Genomic DNA, 14,733 nt, shown 5'->3' with positions numbered 1-14,733 from the left:
CCATTGAGTTCCTTGTCTTTGCTTTTGTTACACAGGTGTACGGGTGTGCGAGTCGTTGTCGCTGTCGGCAGGTCGGAAATGGCAGTCACCGACGTGCTTCCCGGGGGCGCACCCCCCTGGGCCGCGACAGGCGAAACTGTCACGCAGCCGGGCCAACAGCGTGTTGAGCTGTCCGACGTCGTCGTCGGACCAGTCGGACAGGTTGTGGATGAACATGTCGGTGGTCCGCCGGTTCAGATCGTTGAGCACATCGTGCCCGGCGGGGGTCAGCCGCAGGATGCGGGACCGCTTGTCCGCTGGGTCCGAGGACCGTTCGATCCAGCCACGCTCTGCCACATGGGCGACATGACGGCTGGTCACCGACATGTCGACGGCCATCAGTTCGGCCAGTCTGCTGATTCGCATTTCGCCGTGCGCACGGAGAAGTGCCAGTACCGCGGCGGAGCCGCCAGGGCATTCGGCAGGCAGTATGCGGGCGAGACCCCGTTTGACAGCCCCAATGGCGCTGAGCTGCCGCGCCAGTTCTTCGTACTGACTCCGTAAGGCCACGGTCCCCCCACCGTCATCTTGTTGCTTAGGGCAACCATATAACTGCTGGTTGCCGCAGACAAACGAAACGGGCCTTGCAGAAGTAAAGGAAAGCAAAAGGCTGTGCAGGGCTCGGGTCAAACGCCCAGCGCGGGTCCCGAGCGCTTTCGGGGCCCGGCCGTCGCCCCGCAGGGGCGTAAGGTGCCGCCGGACCGCTAGGGTCCTGACCCATGGCATACAACCGTTCCTTGGCACCCGGCGCGAGGTGCTGTGCGTCTGGCGGGCCATCCCGAACGGTCTTGGATGGCCTGGTTCTCCGCTTTCGCACCCCGGTGGCGGCACGCGTCACGCGCGTGATCCAGTCCGTGGCGAGCAGAGTCCCTGAGGCGAGAGGGGCCGAGCGCTGGCCGCAGGGTCCTCTCCCAAGTGACGACGCTACAGTTCCACAGACTTCATATCTCAGTATCCGACGAGCACTTCACCCGATCGAGTGGGAATGCATTCATGCGTAATCAGCCGCCGGTAAATGGCAACCCCCAGGGCCCCGAGGGCAATTACGACCCCGCGGGCAGCACTCAGATGTTCCGCGCCTTCGTCGACGACGGCGAGCCGCAGCGTCGGCAGCAGCCGGCCGCCTCGTCCGGACCGAAGACCGGGGTGATCGTCACCGTCGTCGCGGTGATCGTCGTCCTCGCGGCGGTCGCCTGGCTCGCGCTCGGCTGACCGGCGCAGCAGTTCCTCCGTACCTCCTGCCCCCACCCGTCACTTCAATACGGCGGTGACGTCCCGGGTCTCGACGTGCATACCCAGGGGCACCCGCCAGGCGTCCACGCAGACGGTGTACGTCTTGGTCCGTGCCGCTCCCGCGTCGATCGGCGCGGGCAGCGGCTCGGACGACTCGATGGTCGCCCAGTCGATGCCCAGCCCGTCGATGATGTGCGTGGCGAAGGTTACGGCCCCTGAACGCGCCGGTGATCCCCCGGTGTTCCGGAACTCCACGGTCACCTTCTCGCACCAGCGCTCGTCCGCGGCCGCCCGCTCGGGGACACCCAACACCAGCACGGCAGGCGCGGGCGGGGTGGAGCCGGGGGCGGGTGCGGATGGGGGCGCGGGGGCCGTGGAGCCGCTTCCCATACCGCCTGAGCCGCCCGTACCACCGCCCCCGCTGCTACCGCTGCTCGTGCTGCCCGCACCGGCCGTGCGGGCAGCCCCCGGCGTCCGGCCGGTTTTGCCGCCCGCAGCGCCCGTACCCCCGTCGGCGGAGGCGTCTGGCGAGGGCCCGCCGCCGTCGGCCCGGCCCCCGGCACTCCCGCCGCCCTTGTCGCCCTTGGCATCCCCACCGTCCTTGCCGCCCCTGTCCAGTGGCACCAGCGTCACCTTCCCCGACGGCGCCACCGCCCCCGACGGCGTTCTCCCGGGGCCCGTTCCCGCTGCGCCGACCGCCACATAGCCGTTGTCCGCCGTCCCGCCGCCGCAGGCGGCCAGCGCGCCGCCCAGACACAGCACGGCCGCCGAGGCGGCGATCACGGTGCCCCGGCGGCCGGTCGAGTCGAGTATCTGACGTCGCATCGCGCCAGTGTGGCTGACGGTCCGTCAAATAGGAACCCTCGTGTTACGGCACGGCAGTTCACGGCGGTCAGTCGGCGATGAGCCCGTCCCTGAGCTGGGCGAGCGTACGGGTCAGCAGGCGTGAGACGTGCATCTGCGAGATACCGACCTCCTCGCCGATCTGGGACTGCGTCATGTTGGCGAAGAACCGCAGCATGATGATCTGGCGTTCACGCGGCGGAAGTTTGGCCAGCAGTGGCTTGAGCGATTCGCGGTACTCGACGCCCTCCAGCGCCGAGTCCTCGTATCCGAGCCGGTCCGCGAGGGATCCCTCGCCGCCGTCGTCCTCGGGCGAGGGCGAGTCCAGCGAGGAGGCGGTGTACGCGTTGCCGACGGCCAGTCCGTCGACCACGTCCTCCTCGGAGACGCCGAGCGCCTTGGCCAGCTCGGGCACGGTCGGCGAGCGGTCGAGCTTCTGAGCGAGGTCGTCGCTGGTCTTGGTCAGCGCGAGCCGCAGTTCCTGGAGGCGGCGCGGGACGCGCACCGACCACGAGGTGTCGCGGAAGAAGCGTTTGATCTCCCCGACGACGGTGGGCATCGCGAACGTCGGGAATTCCACGCCCCGCTCGCAGTCGAACCGGTCGATTGCCTTGATCAGGCCGATCGTGCCGACCTGGACGATGTCCTCCATCGGCTCGTTACGGCTACGGAACCGCGCCGCGGCGTAACGCACCAGCGGAAGGTTGAGCTCGATGAGTGTGTCCCGTACGTAGGCACGCTCCGGGCTGTCCGTTCCATCGGGGCCCGGTGCGGGCCCCAGTGCGGCGAGCCGCAGGAACAGGGAGCGGGACAGAGTGCGGGTGTCGATGGCTTCCGACGAGCTGGTGAGCACAACGGGTGCGGGTGCGCTCTTCGTGAGCGTGAGCACCTTCGAGCTGCCCTGTTCTGCGGACATGCCACCCCCTTGAGGTCGCGGACGGTCGCGTATTGAGCCGCGACCATCGGAGGAACGCAGCCTCCACCTGAATACCGGAGGCAAGGCCACGGCAAACGCGGTTCCCGCAGAATGTCACATGTCGGCAACACGCTGTAGTGACATGTCGACAAGTCTTTGTGGAATGTGCGCAGTTAACAGGGGGTGTGCGGCATTTCTGCCGTCCGAACCGGACTTCGAGTTCTCTACCCGTTCCGGTTATGCCTCGATCCTGTTTGCGGATCGAAGTCGGGCGAAACTACGGGCAAGAAGCCTTGACACATGCATCTGGGATACACCCAGTTCGGCGCTGATCTGTGACTGCGTCAGATTGCTGTAGTAGCGGAGCAGCAGGATGCGCTGCTCGCGCTCGGGCAGTTGTACGAGCAGATGCCGGACCAGGTCGCGGTGCTCGACCCCGGCGAGGGCCGGGTCCTCGTAGCCGAGCCGGTCCAGGAGGCCGGGCAGTCCATCGCCCTCCTGCGCGGCCTCCAGTGAGGTCGCGTGGTAGGAGCGGCCGGCCTCGATGCAGGCCAGCACCTCGTCCTCGGAGATCCTCAGCCGCTCGGCGATCTCCGCGGTGGTGGGAGAGCGGCCGTGAGCGGTCGTCAGGTCCTCGGTGGCGCCGGTGACCTGGACCCAGAGCTCGTGCAGTCGGCGCGGGACGTGGACGGTCCGTACGTTGTCCCGGAAGTACCGCTTGATCTCGCCGACGACGGTCGGCATCGCGAAGGTCGGGAACTGGACACCGCGTTCGGGGTCGAACCGGTCGATGGCGTTGATCAGGCCGATCGTGCCGACCTGGACGACGTCCTCCATCGGCTCGTTACGGCTCCGGAAGCGCGCCGCGGCGTACCGCACCAGGGGGAGGTTCGCCTCGATCAGCGCCGCCCGTACACGGCCGTGCTCCGGGGTCCCCGGCTCCAGGTTCTTGAGCTGTCCGAAAAGGAGCTGAGTGAGCGCCCTGGTGTCCGCGCCCCTGGCCCTGGCGGGCGGCGTCGTGCTGTCGGGCCTCTCGGTCCGGGCCGTCTCGACAGCCTCTACCGGCTGGACAGTCTGGGCGGTCTGGGGAGGCATTTGAGGCGCTGTACTGGCCGGCACGGTGACGCCACCCCTTTGCGGTCAACTTCGGTCAACTCATCCGTCAAAAGCGGTCATAGCATCACAAGACATGTCCACTGTGTGCAAGCACCGTATAGCGTCGTGTTGGGTTCAACTTGGTTTAAACGCCAAAAAGAGCCCCTCGCCGTGGTGGCGAGGGGCTCAGGGGGCCGACTGGACCAGGCGGACCAGGTGAATCAGAACGGATAGTCGGCGATCACCCAGGTGGCGAACGCGCGCCACTGCCCGGCGGCGGCCTGGTGGGCAGGGTGCTCGATGTAGCGCTTCAGAGCGCCCTCGTCGGCGACCGCGGAGTTGATGGCGAAGTCGTACGCGATCGGCCGGTCGGTGATGTTCCAGGCGCACTCCCAGAACTCCAGCTCGGGAACCTTCCCCGCCAGCTCCTGGAAGGCCTCCACCCCGGCGACGACCCGCGGGTCGTCCCGCTCGACGCCGTCGTTCAGCTTGAACAGGACCAGATGGCGGATCATGGGGTACTCCTACTTCACGAGCTCGGACATGAAGTCGCCGACGCCCTGTGCGGCACTCGAAATGCCCTCGAACCCTACCTGGACAAGTTCCGCCGCCCGGGCCGGGGACGTGATGATCGTGTACGCGACGAAGCCGACTATCACGTAGAGAGCTATCTTCTTCGCTTGCACCATCAGCCCCTGCCTCCCCTTTGCTCCCCTGCGCAGTCGGGCGATTCTATCCGCACGAATGGCCGTATCCCGCTGATGTTTCCGACCGCTCACACAGCCTTTAAGGACCAAGGGCCCGGCGATCGGGGCCGTTTGTCCGTTCGTAAGGCTTCTGCTCGGCCGCAGGATGGACGGTGAGCCCAGCGGATCTGGCAGGAATCCGAGGGGCGAGGAACAGGACCTCACTGTGGGGTTCTCGCCGCGAGCTTTCCCCCGACTGCGGCGAGGGCTTGAGGAGCCTGTTCTCATCGGGGGGAGCGGCTTGTCCCCCCGATGCCGCTTCCCCCGACCAACGGTTCACCGGTCGGCTGCGCGTCATCGAAGTGCTCGCCTTGTCAGGGGCTGGTGCGCTTGCCGCCCTCCCGCTGAACAGCCGGAATGACGCGTCTCCCCGTGTGCCCGCCTTGCGAGGCGTGATGGTCGCCATGGTCGAAGATCTCAGGGGTTCGGTGTGGCACGGCGTATTGCACGAGTGGTAGAAGAAAACCGCCCCCAACCTGTCCTTGCAGGTCGGAGGCGGTTTTGCTGGCGGTAGCGGAGGGATTTGAACCCTCGGTGAGTTTCCCCACACTCGCTTTCGAGGCGAGCTCCTTCGGCCGCTCGGACACGCTACCGAGAGAGAGCTTAGACCATCTCGGTCGTTCGCCGAAATCCGATTCGCCGCAACAGGCCGGGGACGCGCGGAAGCCTGGTCAGCGGCCGCGGAAGAAAGCTGTCAGCTGATCGGCGCAGGCGTCCTCCAGCACTCCTTGGATCACCTCGGGGCGGTGGTTGAGCCGGCGGTCGCGTACGACGTCCCAGAGCGAGCCCGCCGCACCTGCTTTCTCGTCCCGCGCCCCGTAGACCACCCGGTCCACGCGGGACTGCACCAGCGCGCCCGCGCACATGGTGCAGGGCTCCAGGGTGACCACCAGGGTGCATCCGGAGAGCCGCCATTGACCGAGCGCTGCTGCGGCCCGGCGGACAGCGAGGATCTCGGCGTGCGCGGTCGGGTCGCCGGTCGCCTCGCGTTCGTTGTGCCCCGTGGCGAGCAGGGAGCCGTCCGGGCCGAGCACGACGGCGCCGACCGGCACATCGCCGGCCCGCGCCGCCAGGTCGGCCTCGGCCAGGGCGCGGCGCATATGCGCCCGCCACGGGTCTCTCACGGGATCGTGTGGATCTCTTACGGGTTCGTGCGGTTCCGGCGGTCCTTGCGGGTGCGGTGCTTCGCTCACCCGCGGACCTTAACGGACGGACTCCAGGACCTCGGCCGCACCCAGCGCGTCCGCGATCTCCACCAGTGCGTCCGTGCGCAGCATCAGCAGCCCGGCCTCGGGGAGCCCGAGGTCGGCCAGGACCGCGGTGTCACCGAGCGGGCCCGTCGGTACCGCGTCGGCATCGAGTTCGTCGTCATCGTCGTTGTCGGGGGTGATGTCCGGCTCGCCGTCCTCCGTACCGTCGAGGCCGACGAGTTCTTCGAGGGCGGCAATCGTGTCCTCGGCCCCGGGTTCGCGGCCGAGCAGTTCATCGGTGAGCAGGATCTCCCCGTATGAGGAGCGTGCGGCGGCGGTGGCGTCCGAGATGAAAATCCGGGGGTCCTCCTCACCGTCCACCCGGACGACGCCGAACCAGGCGTCCTCCTGCTCGATGAAGACGAGCACCGTGTCCTCGTCCACCGAGGCCTCACGGGCCAGATCCGTCAGGTTGGAAAGGGTCTCCACATCGTCGAGTTCCGTGTCGCTCGCTTCCCACCCGTCTTCGGTGCGCGCGAGCAGTGCGGCGAAGTACACCGTGACTCTCCCACTGGTCATAGGGGTGTCGGTCCGGCGGGAGGGCAGTCGGTGGCCCGGCTGTCCTCCCGCCCATCGGAATCGTGGCAGAAACATAGGCTTTGCGAGAGGAGTTCGGCCGTTGCGTCGGCCATCAGTTCTCCTGGACGCCGCCACCAGAGGGACACCGTGCCGCCGTCCGACCTACCAGCGGAAGGTCCGCATCCGCATGGCCTGGCGCATCCGGGCCGCCCTGGCCCGGCGGGGCTGGACCCGGTCGCGGAGTGCCTTCGCCTCATGAAGCTCGCGCAGGAACTGGGCGCGCCTCCTGCGGCGCGCCGCGGCGGCCTCCTCCGTGTCCTGCGGGGCCGGTATGTCCGGTGTGTCTGGCGTGTCCGGCTGTTCCCGCTTCCGCTGTTCTCCGTCCGGCATTGGCTCATCACCCCAAGGCTGGGTCCGCATGCCCCCACCTTCCCTCCGAACGTGTGGTTGATGCCAGCGCACGGGTGCGGGAGGCCCGGTTACTGTTGAGCCCATGCGGATCCACGTCGTCGACCACCCACTGGTCGCGCACAAACTCACCACCCTGCGCGACAGGCGCACCGATTCCCCGACCTTCCGGCGGCTCGCCGACGAGCTGGTCACCCTGCTCGCCTACGAAGCCACCCGGGATGTGCGCACCGAGCAGGTCGGCATTGAGACCCCGGTCACACCGACGACCGGTGTGAAGCTGTCGCACCCGCGCCCGCTGGTCGTACCGATTCTGCGGGCCGGTCTCGGCATGCTCGACGGCATGGTGCGGCTGCTGCCGACCGCCGAGGTGGGCTTCCTGGGCATGATCCGCGACGAGGAGACGCTGCAGGCGTCCACCTACGCGACGCGGATGCCGGAGGACCTCTCGGGCCGCCAGGTGTACGTCCTCGACCCGATGCTGGCCACCGGCGGCACGTTGGTCGCGGCCATTCAGGAACTGATCAAGCGCGGTGCGGACGATGTCACCGCGGTCGTGCTGCTCGCGGCACCCGAGGGCGTCGAGGTGATGGAGCGCGAGCTGGCGGGTACGCCGGTCACCGTGGTCACCGCCTCGGTCGACGAGCGGCTCAACGAGAACGGCTACATCGTCCCGGGCCTCGGTGACGCGGGCGACCGGATGTACGGCACGGTCGACTAAGGGCTGTCCCGTAATCCGTAGCTGTCGTCGCGCGCCCGCCACGGATTACGGGACAGCACTTAGCCAGGACGCGCTGGGCTGCCGGGGACGTCCCGGCAGCCGTCAGCAGGACGGTGCGGGGGCCGGCTTCGTCAGGGCGGCGAGGGCCGCGGCGGCCGCCTGGGGCGTGCTGAACGCCTGGAACTTCGTACCGAGAATCAGGTCGACGTCCGCCGTCTTGCGGGCGTCGGTCTTCGCGACGGCCCCCTGTAACTGCGTACCGAGGACCGGGAACGAGCCGTTCGTGGCCGACGGAGCGCCCAGCAGCACCCCCGGACCGGGGACCTTCTTGTCGTACGCGGCCGTGGCGTTCCCCACCTTGCCGATGGTGAAGCCGCGCTTCTTCAGCTCCTCGGCGGCCTTCTTGGCGAGTCCGCTGCGCGGCGTCGCGTTGTAGACGTTGACCGTGATCTTGGCGGGCTTCGGCAGCGCCTTGGCGGGCGCGGACGCCTTGGCTGACGCGCAGTCCGTCGTGTGGTGGGCGGCGCTGGCCTTCCTGTTGCCGCCCGTGAAGACGTCGATGAGCTGCAGCGTGCCCCATCCGGCCAGCCCGAGGGCAACCACGGAAGCGGTGGCAGTGAGGATCAGTTTGCCGCGACGCCGGGGACGGCGCATACGCGGGTACTTGTCGCCCGTGATGCGGTACTTTCCGCCCATGCCGGGGGGAGTGAGCATGCTCATGGGCGCAGCGTAGTGCGACCCGGTGATGATGCCTACTAAATGATCAATGGATCGCAGCTGTCCGGGTGTGAAAGCACCCGAACGAACCCCGAGCGGCCCGCAGGGCTTGCGAGTCCGTGGAAGGAACCCGCGGCTCCGTCAGCCGAGTTCGAGTACCCGGGCGTGCAGTACCTGGCGCTGCTGGAGTGCGGCGCGGACCGCGCGGTGCAGTCCGTCCTCCAGGTAGAGGTCGCCCTGCCACTTCACGACGTGCGCGAACAGGTCGCCGTAGAACGTCGAGTCCTCGGCGAGAAGCGTCTCCAGGTCCAGATTGCCCTTGGTGGTCACCAGTTGATCGAGGCGGACCGGGCGCGGCGCGACATCCGCCCACTGCCGGGTGCTTTCCCGGCCGTGGTCGGGATAAGGCCGCCCATTTCCGATGCGCTTGAAGATCACACGGAAAGCCTACCGGGCAAGAGCCTCCGGGCGCAGCCATGGGGTGGGACTGCGATGCTGGCGAGAACGCCACAAAAGCGAGCATTCCGGAATAAGGGCCGTGATGAGTAACAGCGGCAACATGGGCCCAGACGCGAGTTCGGGTACCGGCGGCGGTTCCGGCAGGCCGCCCTGGATCTGGGCGTGTTGCTCTGGGAGCGGCGCGTCCTCGTCTTCCTGCGCACCCGCACGGGCTGATATCGCCGAAGGCTCTTCCCGCTGTTCCCACCAGGCCGCTCGGTGGGGCACCCCGAAAGCTTCGCTGGACCGTACGAACGGTTCTGATGCCCGAAGGGGCAGCGCCGGCTGCCCCTGGCCGGCGGGGTCCGGGCTGGACGAGGCAGTGGCACGTCGTGAAGGTGGAGTGGTGGGGCCATCACGACGCGCTTCCGACCGGGGCGCGGCCAGGGGAGATGACGATGCACGCACAGGAACGGGACCAGGAACACGACCACGAGCGGGATCACGGGCACGGGCAGGAGCACGATGAAGCCCTCCACGCGTCGAGGGCGACCGAGGGCCGCGAAGCGGTGGACACCCCGCACCTCTACCGCGCGGCGGCCGCAGGGCGGGCCGATGTGGTCGGGGCCGGCGGCATGAGCGTGCTCCAACGGGCGGTCGGCAACAGCGCCGTGGGGTCGATGCTCCAGAGGCGGGAGGAGGAAGAGCGCTCCCCCGTGCACGACGTGGTCTCGTCCGGCGGAGGGCAGCCCTTGGACACCGATACCCGCACTGATCTGGAGGGCCGGATGGGCGCGGACTTCTCCGACGTACGAATCCACACCGGCTCCGCCGCGCACGAGTCGGCGAAAAGTGTCGGCGCCCATGCGTACACGGTCGGCAACAACGTGGTCTTCCAGCGGGACGCGTACGATCCTTCCTCGCCGCAGGGCCGCACCACGCTGGCCCATGAGCTCACCCATGTGATGCAGCAGCGCAACGGCCCGGTGGAGGGTACGGAGGCACCGGGCGGTATCCGGGTGAGCGATCCGTCCGACCGGTTCGAGCGGGAGGCCGTCGCGAACGCCGACCGGGTGCTCTCGGCCCCGGCCCCGGCTCCGGCGGCTGCGACAGGGGTGGCCGGTCATGACTCGTCCCCCGCCGCGACGCCTGCTGTGCAAAGGGCGGCGACGGAGGACGAGGACGAGCAACCTGCCGATGTGCAGGGCTCCTTCGTCCAACGGGCGGAGGAAGGGGCCGAGGAGGAAGAGGCTCCGCCTGCTTGACGGGCCCGCTGACCGGTCGGCCCGATCCGTGGTGTCAGCCCGCGGTGTCCGTCCGCATCGTGCCGCCCAGGAACAGCGACTCCGCACACCGCGAGGGCGTCGGCGCGTTCACCGGCTTGCCCACCTTCCGGCAGTCGACGGTCATTGTGACCTTGCCGCCCGCGGGCACCTGGATCGGTGTGACGAAGTGGTAGTCGGAGTCCCGGAAGTTCTCCAGCGCGAGCCGGAGGACGGGCGCGTCCCTGCCGGAGGAGACCACGAGCGTTCCCGCGTCGCCCTGCGGGTTCTGGACCACGATGTCCGTCAGCTGGAAGGTGTGCCCGCTGGGCACCTGAAGGGCCGTCGAGGTGTTCGACCCACCCCCCACCGAGTCCCTGACCTGCACCTGTGCACTGGTCGGGGCCGCGGCGGCAGCGCCGTCGGATGCGCCGGGGCTCGGCGAGGGACTGGGCTTCGGTGAGCCCCCGTTCGCACCGGAGGAGTCCCCTCCACCCGATCCGGTTCCGGCCGTCGAGCCGTTGTCCGGGGCCTTGCTCTTGTCGGCCGCGGCGGCGGACCGGACCGCCTCCGGCGTGATCGCCTCCCGGGCCGCCGACTTCACGGCCGGTCGCAGCAGCGCGTACCAGAGCCCGACCAGCGCGATCAGCAGGACGGCCGCGGTGATGAGCGCCCGGGGAAGCCAGCGCGGCAGGATCGGCTCCTGCTGGTAGGAGCCGTCCAGAACCACCGGTGCCAGCGGGGCTTGACCCTCCGCCACATCCGGTGTTGCGGAGACCTGGAAGGGATGCGTGACCGGCGTACCGCGCCACACGCGCTTGGCCGGCCGGATCCGCACCTTCCCGAACTCCGCCCGCCCGGGAGCGATCTGCAGTGTGTCCGCCGCGAACGTGACCCGGACCCGCTCCGTACCGGCCTGCGCCCCCAGCCGCACAGTAGCCGGGGTGTTTCCCCGGTTGTCGACGGCGAGTTGGTGCCTGCCGCGCCAGGCACCGTGCGAGCTGCGCGGCACCAGCTCGGCGGTCGTCTCGGTGAACGGGAGTACGGTCACCCGCCCTTCGGGCACCACTGTGTCGCCCTGCTCGCTGGTGGGCACCACCCGGATCCCGAAGTGCGTCTCCCCTGCGAGTACGGTCGAGTCGCGGGGCGGACGCAGCATGAGGGAGACCGTCTGCGAGTCGCCCGGATACAGGGACAGGGTCGTCGGCTCCACCGTCGACCAGGCGGCGCACTCACCGACCACCTCGAAGCGGTATTCCTCTACGGTGCTGCCGGAGTTGAGGATCCGCAGAGGGAGAGCCGTCTCCTCGCCCGGTGCGGCAGTGACGGACGAAACGTCGAGGCTTGCCGTGAGACTCATAGGGCGCACCGTAGGGTCGGCGCCGAACGCCGACACCGGCCGTGAAGGAACACTTCCGGGCAGATTCTGTGCCCGGATCGGCTTTTCTGTTTCCCTGTAGGTATACGCGGGAATCGTTTGACCGCCTCAAAGCGAATGAGGCACACGAATGCAGCCGTGATGGTTGTGCCCGCTGTGATGCCATCGGCTGTTGCCCAGGGGGAGCATTGCCATGGAGCGCATCACTGTCGCATTACGGGCCCAGGATCCGATCTCACAGGCGGGCGTGGCCAGTCAGCTGCGTACCCGACCCGAAGTCAGCGTGACGGAGTGGGGGGAGAGTGACCCCTCACCTCAGATCGTGGTCGTCGTCGTGGACGCGGTCGATGAGGAGGTGTTGACGATGCTGCGCCACATTCAGCGCACCAGCACCTCACGCACCGTCCTCGTCACCACGGACATCGACGAGCAGAAACTGGTGAGCGCCGCGGAGTGCGGTGTCGCCGGCGTGGTCAGGCGCGCCGAGTCGACTCCGGAGCATCTGGTGCAGGTCATCAGGACGGTGTCGCGGGGCGAAGGCCATCTGCCTTCCGACCTGCTGGGAAGGCTGCTCGAAGAGGTGGGTCGCCTCCAGGGACAGGTGCTCGGCCCTCGTGGCCTGCACTTCACCGGTCTGGCGGCGCGTGAGGTGGATGTGCTGCGCCTGGTCGCGGAGGGGTACGACACTGCGGACATTGCGACGAAGCTGGCTTATTCCGAGCGCACGATCAAGAACGTGCTGCATTCGGTGATGACCAGGCTGCAGCTGCGGAACCGGTCGCACGCGGTGGCGTACGCGATGCGACAGGGACTGATCTGAACCGTCCGCTACGGACGTGAGCTGTCTCATGAGCCGTCCGGTAGGGACGTGAGCCGTCTGGTGCGGACGCGTACGGCCGCTCTGAGGGCCACGGCAGATCCGCCAGTTCTGGCAGTTGCGGTAGATACCTCGGCTGCCCGAAAGGGCAGCAGGGGCTTCCCGAGGGTGTGGCTCCCGTACCGCTGCGGGCCGACTGTGCGTACCGGACCGTGGTGTCCGGTACGCCGATCGTGGCCGAGGGTGGGGGAGGACTTCCGTGCGCTGGTTCCAGCCGCTTCAGCGGGCGCCGCGGTCGTGGACGGGTCCGGTGGCCCGGCCCCGGTCCTCCGCCTCGCGGAGGACCCTCGTCGTGCTCCGTGTCCCGGTGCTGGCCCTTCTCCTCGTGGCCACCGGCATCGCCCCCGGCTCGGCCGCCACCTCCGGGGCGCCGGCGGTGGCGGTGCCCGAACCCTGGGTCACGCCCGCCCAGTTCACCGACGCGGTCGACCCGGGCGGCTCCACGGGTGTGGCGAAGCAGGTGCGTACGCCCGCGATTCCACCGAAGCCGGATGTGATCCTGCTGGTCGACGGCACCGCCAGCATGGTCGACCCGATCAAGAGCGTGCGGGACAACCTGCCCAAGATCACCGACAAGATCCGTGCCGAGCAGCCCGATTCCCGGTTCGCCGTTGCCACGTTCGGCGACCAGGAGGGCGACGTCAACGCCGGTTTCAGCGTGCTTCAGGGGCTGACGTACGACCTCACAGCGGTGCAGAAAGGTGTCAACAACCTGAAGACCACGCTGGGCGGCAAGAGCCGCGGCCCGTCCGAGGACTGGATCAACGGGCTGTGGGAGATCGCGAACGGGGCCGGCGGCCAGACCGTCTTCCGTGACGGGGCGAGTCCGGTCATCGTGCTGGTCGGCGATGCGTCCAGCCACGCCCCCAGCAACGGTCACAGCATCGACGACACGATCTTCGATCTCCAGGACCGGAGCGTCCGGGTGATCGGTGTCGATGTGGCGAGCGGAATTGGCGACGGCTTGAACGGCAACGGCGATGCCGGCGACCCCGAATATGTCGAGGACCCGCCCACCACGCCCGGCCAGGCCACCCGCATCATCAACGCCACCAACGGCCGCCTGCTGGAGGGGATCGACGGTGACAAGGTCGCGGAGGCGATCGCCGAAGGCTTCAACAACCTCCCCACCACGGTCGGTTACCGGCTCGACAACTGCGATCCGTCCCTGACCGTCGCTCTCGACCCCCCTACCCGCAACGTGACCAGTGGCGAAACCGCAACGTTCGCGGAGAACATCGACGTCGCCGCAGACGCACCGCAAGGCACCACCCTGACCTGCACCGTCCAGTTCCTGTTGGGCACTCAGGCTCCCGGCACGGATGCCATCGGACCTGCGGCGGCCGCCGACCCGGACTTCCAGGAGCAGATCAGCATCGATGTGAACGACATCGACGCGCCCGTCGTCACCGTGGACGATCTGACCATCCGGGCCAAGGACAAGAAGGGCGCGCGCGTGACGTACGACGCCACCGCCCAGGACGCCACCGACGGCACGCTCCCGGTGACCTGCACCCCGCCCTCCGGCTCGCTCTTCCCGGTCGGCAGCACCACGGTGACTTGCTCGGCCACGGACTCGGCGGGCAACACCGGGACGGACACGGCAGAGATCGAGGTCCTTGAGGCCCCTGTGCCGCCCTCGGCCGATGTGGCGATGCAGGTCGACGTCAGCCCGGACCGTACGTACACCGGCCGCCCGGCCCGTGCCCGCTTCACCGTCACCAATGCCGGCCCGGATGCGGCGACGGGCGTGGTCATCGGCTCGGCCTGGCCGAAACCGTCCAAGGCGAAGGACCGCAGCCTGCCTGGCTTGACCAGTTGCACGACGGCCAAACCGTGCACCATCCCGGCCGGCGGTCGCATCGAGGTGACACAGGCGGCGACATACCGCGCGGCGGTTACCGGGGACGTACGGGCCACCGTGCGCGGCACGCTGCCCGACCGCCGGAAGACCAATAACCAGGACACCGACCGGCTGCGTGTGCTGAAGCCTTCGCTGACCGTGACGCCGCAGGTCGTCAAGCCAGGGCAAGTGGTGCTGGCGCGGGGCAAGGACTATCCGCCGGGGCAGACCGTACGTTTCACGTGGAACATCGGGATCACTGCGGAGATGACCGGTGTGACCGTGAGCCGCGACGGCAGCTTCGAGGTCCAGATCCCCGTCCTGCGCAAGGACAAGCTCGGCCCTCGCAAGCTCCGGGTGGACACCCGCGACATCGATCGACTGCAGAAGCCGGTCCTGGTGGTTCAACTCAACCTGCAGCCCCCTGACTTCGCAGGCCGCGCATGAG

The 14,733-nt window shown here is 68.5% G+C and carries 17 protein-coding genes and 1 tRNA gene; 5 read left to right on the top strand and 13 right to left on the bottom strand.

What is annotated here, in order from left to right; all coding sequences use genetic code 11:
- Positions 1 to 27: 27 nt before the first annotated feature.
- Positions 28 to 549 (bottom strand): MarR family winged helix-turn-helix transcriptional regulator, encoded by a 522-nt coding sequence (locus tag ABT115_RS02455; protein WP_351783194.1) that lies wholly within the window; start codon positions 547 to 549, stop codon positions 28 to 30.
- Positions 550 to 1,032: 483 nt separating this feature from the next.
- Between ABT115_RS02455 and ABT115_RS02450 the strand changes: the two genes are divergently transcribed.
- A complete protein-coding gene (locus tag ABT115_RS02450) occupies positions 1,033 to 1,251 on the top strand; it encodes a hypothetical protein (RefSeq protein WP_351783192.1) in 219 nt (72 codons plus the stop codon).
- A gap of 39 nt (positions 1,252 to 1,290) precedes the next feature.
- Here the strand turns inward: ABT115_RS02450 and ABT115_RS02445 are convergent, their stop codons facing one another.
- From ABT115_RS02445 to ABT115_RS02405, 9 genes are all read right to left on the bottom strand, one after another.
- A complete protein-coding gene (locus tag ABT115_RS02445) occupies positions 1,291 to 2,097 on the bottom strand; it encodes a hypothetical protein (RefSeq protein ID WP_351783190.1) in 807 nt (268 codons plus the stop codon).
- A gap of 67 nt (positions 2,098 to 2,164) precedes the next feature.
- On the bottom strand, positions 2,165 to 3,031 hold the full coding sequence (locus ABT115_RS02440; RefSeq protein WP_351783187.1) for an RNA polymerase sigma factor SigF: 867 nt from the start codon (positions 3,029 to 3,031) through the stop codon (positions 2,165 to 2,167).
- Positions 3,032 to 3,268: 237 nt separating this feature from the next.
- Positions 3,269 to 4,126, bottom strand: a complete 858-nt coding sequence (locus ABT115_RS02435; RefSeq protein ID WP_351783184.1) for an RNA polymerase sigma factor SigF — start codon at positions 4,124 to 4,126, stop codon at positions 3,269 to 3,271.
- A 221-nt stretch (positions 4,127 to 4,347) separates the two neighbouring features.
- A complete protein-coding gene (locus ABT115_RS02430) occupies positions 4,348 to 4,641 on the bottom strand; it encodes a Dabb family protein (protein WP_351783181.1) in 294 nt (97 codons plus the stop codon).
- 9 nt (positions 4,642 to 4,650) lie between these two features.
- Complete coding sequence (locus tag ABT115_RS02425; protein WP_351783627.1) at positions 4,651 to 4,812, bottom strand: hypothetical protein; 162 nt, start codon at positions 4,810 to 4,812, stop codon at positions 4,651 to 4,653.
- 565 nt (positions 4,813 to 5,377) lie between these two features.
- Positions 5,378 to 5,465 (bottom strand) — tRNA-Ser (locus ABT115_RS02420).
- Between the two features lie 78 nt (positions 5,466 to 5,543).
- Entirely contained in the window at positions 5,544 to 6,065 is a 522-nt protein-coding gene (gene tadA, locus ABT115_RS02415) for a tRNA adenosine(34) deaminase TadA (RefSeq protein ID WP_502969011.1), read from the bottom strand.
- Positions 6,066 to 6,074: 9 nt separating this feature from the next.
- A complete protein-coding gene (locus ABT115_RS02410; protein ID WP_351783593.1) occupies positions 6,075 to 6,620 on the bottom strand; it encodes a tRNA adenosine deaminase-associated protein in 546 nt (181 codons plus the stop codon).
- Between the two features lie 183 nt (positions 6,621 to 6,803).
- On the bottom strand, positions 6,804 to 7,031 hold the full coding sequence (locus ABT115_RS02405) for a hypothetical protein (RefSeq protein WP_351783591.1): 228 nt from the start codon (positions 7,029 to 7,031) through the stop codon (positions 6,804 to 6,806).
- A gap of 103 nt (positions 7,032 to 7,134) precedes the next feature.
- Between ABT115_RS02405 and upp the strand changes: the two genes are divergently transcribed.
- Complete coding sequence (gene upp / locus ABT115_RS02400) at positions 7,135 to 7,770, top strand: uracil phosphoribosyltransferase (protein ID WP_351783178.1); 636 nt, start codon at positions 7,135 to 7,137, stop codon at positions 7,768 to 7,770.
- Positions 7,771 to 7,872: 102 nt separating this feature from the next.
- Here upp and ABT115_RS02395 read toward each other — a convergent pair whose 3' ends face one another.
- On the bottom strand, positions 7,873 to 8,466 hold the full coding sequence (locus tag ABT115_RS02395) for a LytR C-terminal domain-containing protein (RefSeq protein ID WP_351783589.1): 594 nt from the start codon (positions 8,464 to 8,466) through the stop codon (positions 7,873 to 7,875).
- Between the two features lie 162 nt (positions 8,467 to 8,628).
- The gene (locus ABT115_RS02390; RefSeq protein ID WP_072488263.1) at positions 8,629 to 8,925 is read right to left on the bottom strand and encodes a type II toxin-antitoxin system VapB family antitoxin; all 297 of its coding nucleotides are present in this window, start codon (positions 8,923 to 8,925) and stop codon (positions 8,629 to 8,631) included.
- Between the two features lie 452 nt (positions 8,926 to 9,377).
- Here ABT115_RS02390 and ABT115_RS02385 point away from each other — a divergent pair, with 452 nt between their 5' ends.
- Positions 9,378 to 10,190, top strand: coding sequence for an eCIS core domain-containing protein (locus tag ABT115_RS02385; RefSeq protein ID WP_351783176.1), 813 nt, complete (start codon positions 9,378 to 9,380; stop codon positions 10,188 to 10,190).
- A 34-nt stretch (positions 10,191 to 10,224) separates the two neighbouring features.
- Here the strand turns inward: ABT115_RS02385 and ABT115_RS02380 are convergent, their stop codons facing one another.
- On the bottom strand, positions 10,225 to 11,547 hold the full coding sequence (locus tag ABT115_RS02380) for a COG1470 family protein (protein ID WP_351783173.1): 1,323 nt from the start codon (positions 11,545 to 11,547) through the stop codon (positions 10,225 to 10,227).
- Positions 11,548 to 11,758: 211 nt separating this feature from the next.
- Between ABT115_RS02380 and ABT115_RS02375 the strand changes: the two genes are divergently transcribed.
- Positions 11,759 to 12,385 carry a helix-turn-helix transcriptional regulator gene (locus ABT115_RS02375; protein WP_351783170.1) on the top strand — a complete coding sequence of 209 codons (627 nt, stop codon included), beginning with the start codon at positions 11,759 to 11,761 and terminating at the stop codon, positions 12,383 to 12,385.
- 349 nt (positions 12,386 to 12,734) lie between these two features.
- Positions 12,735 to 14,732 (top strand): HYR domain-containing protein, encoded by a 1,998-nt coding sequence (locus ABT115_RS02370; RefSeq protein WP_351783167.1) that lies wholly within the window; start codon positions 12,735 to 12,737, stop codon positions 14,730 to 14,732.
- Position 14,733 lies beyond the last annotated feature (1 nt).

It is taken from the genome of Streptomyces sp. NPDC001832 (assembly GCF_040297265.1).
Classification (GTDB): Bacteria; Actinomycetota; Actinomycetes; order Streptomycetales; family Streptomycetaceae; genus Streptomyces.
This window is presented reverse-complemented; position numbering and strand designations above follow the sequence as displayed.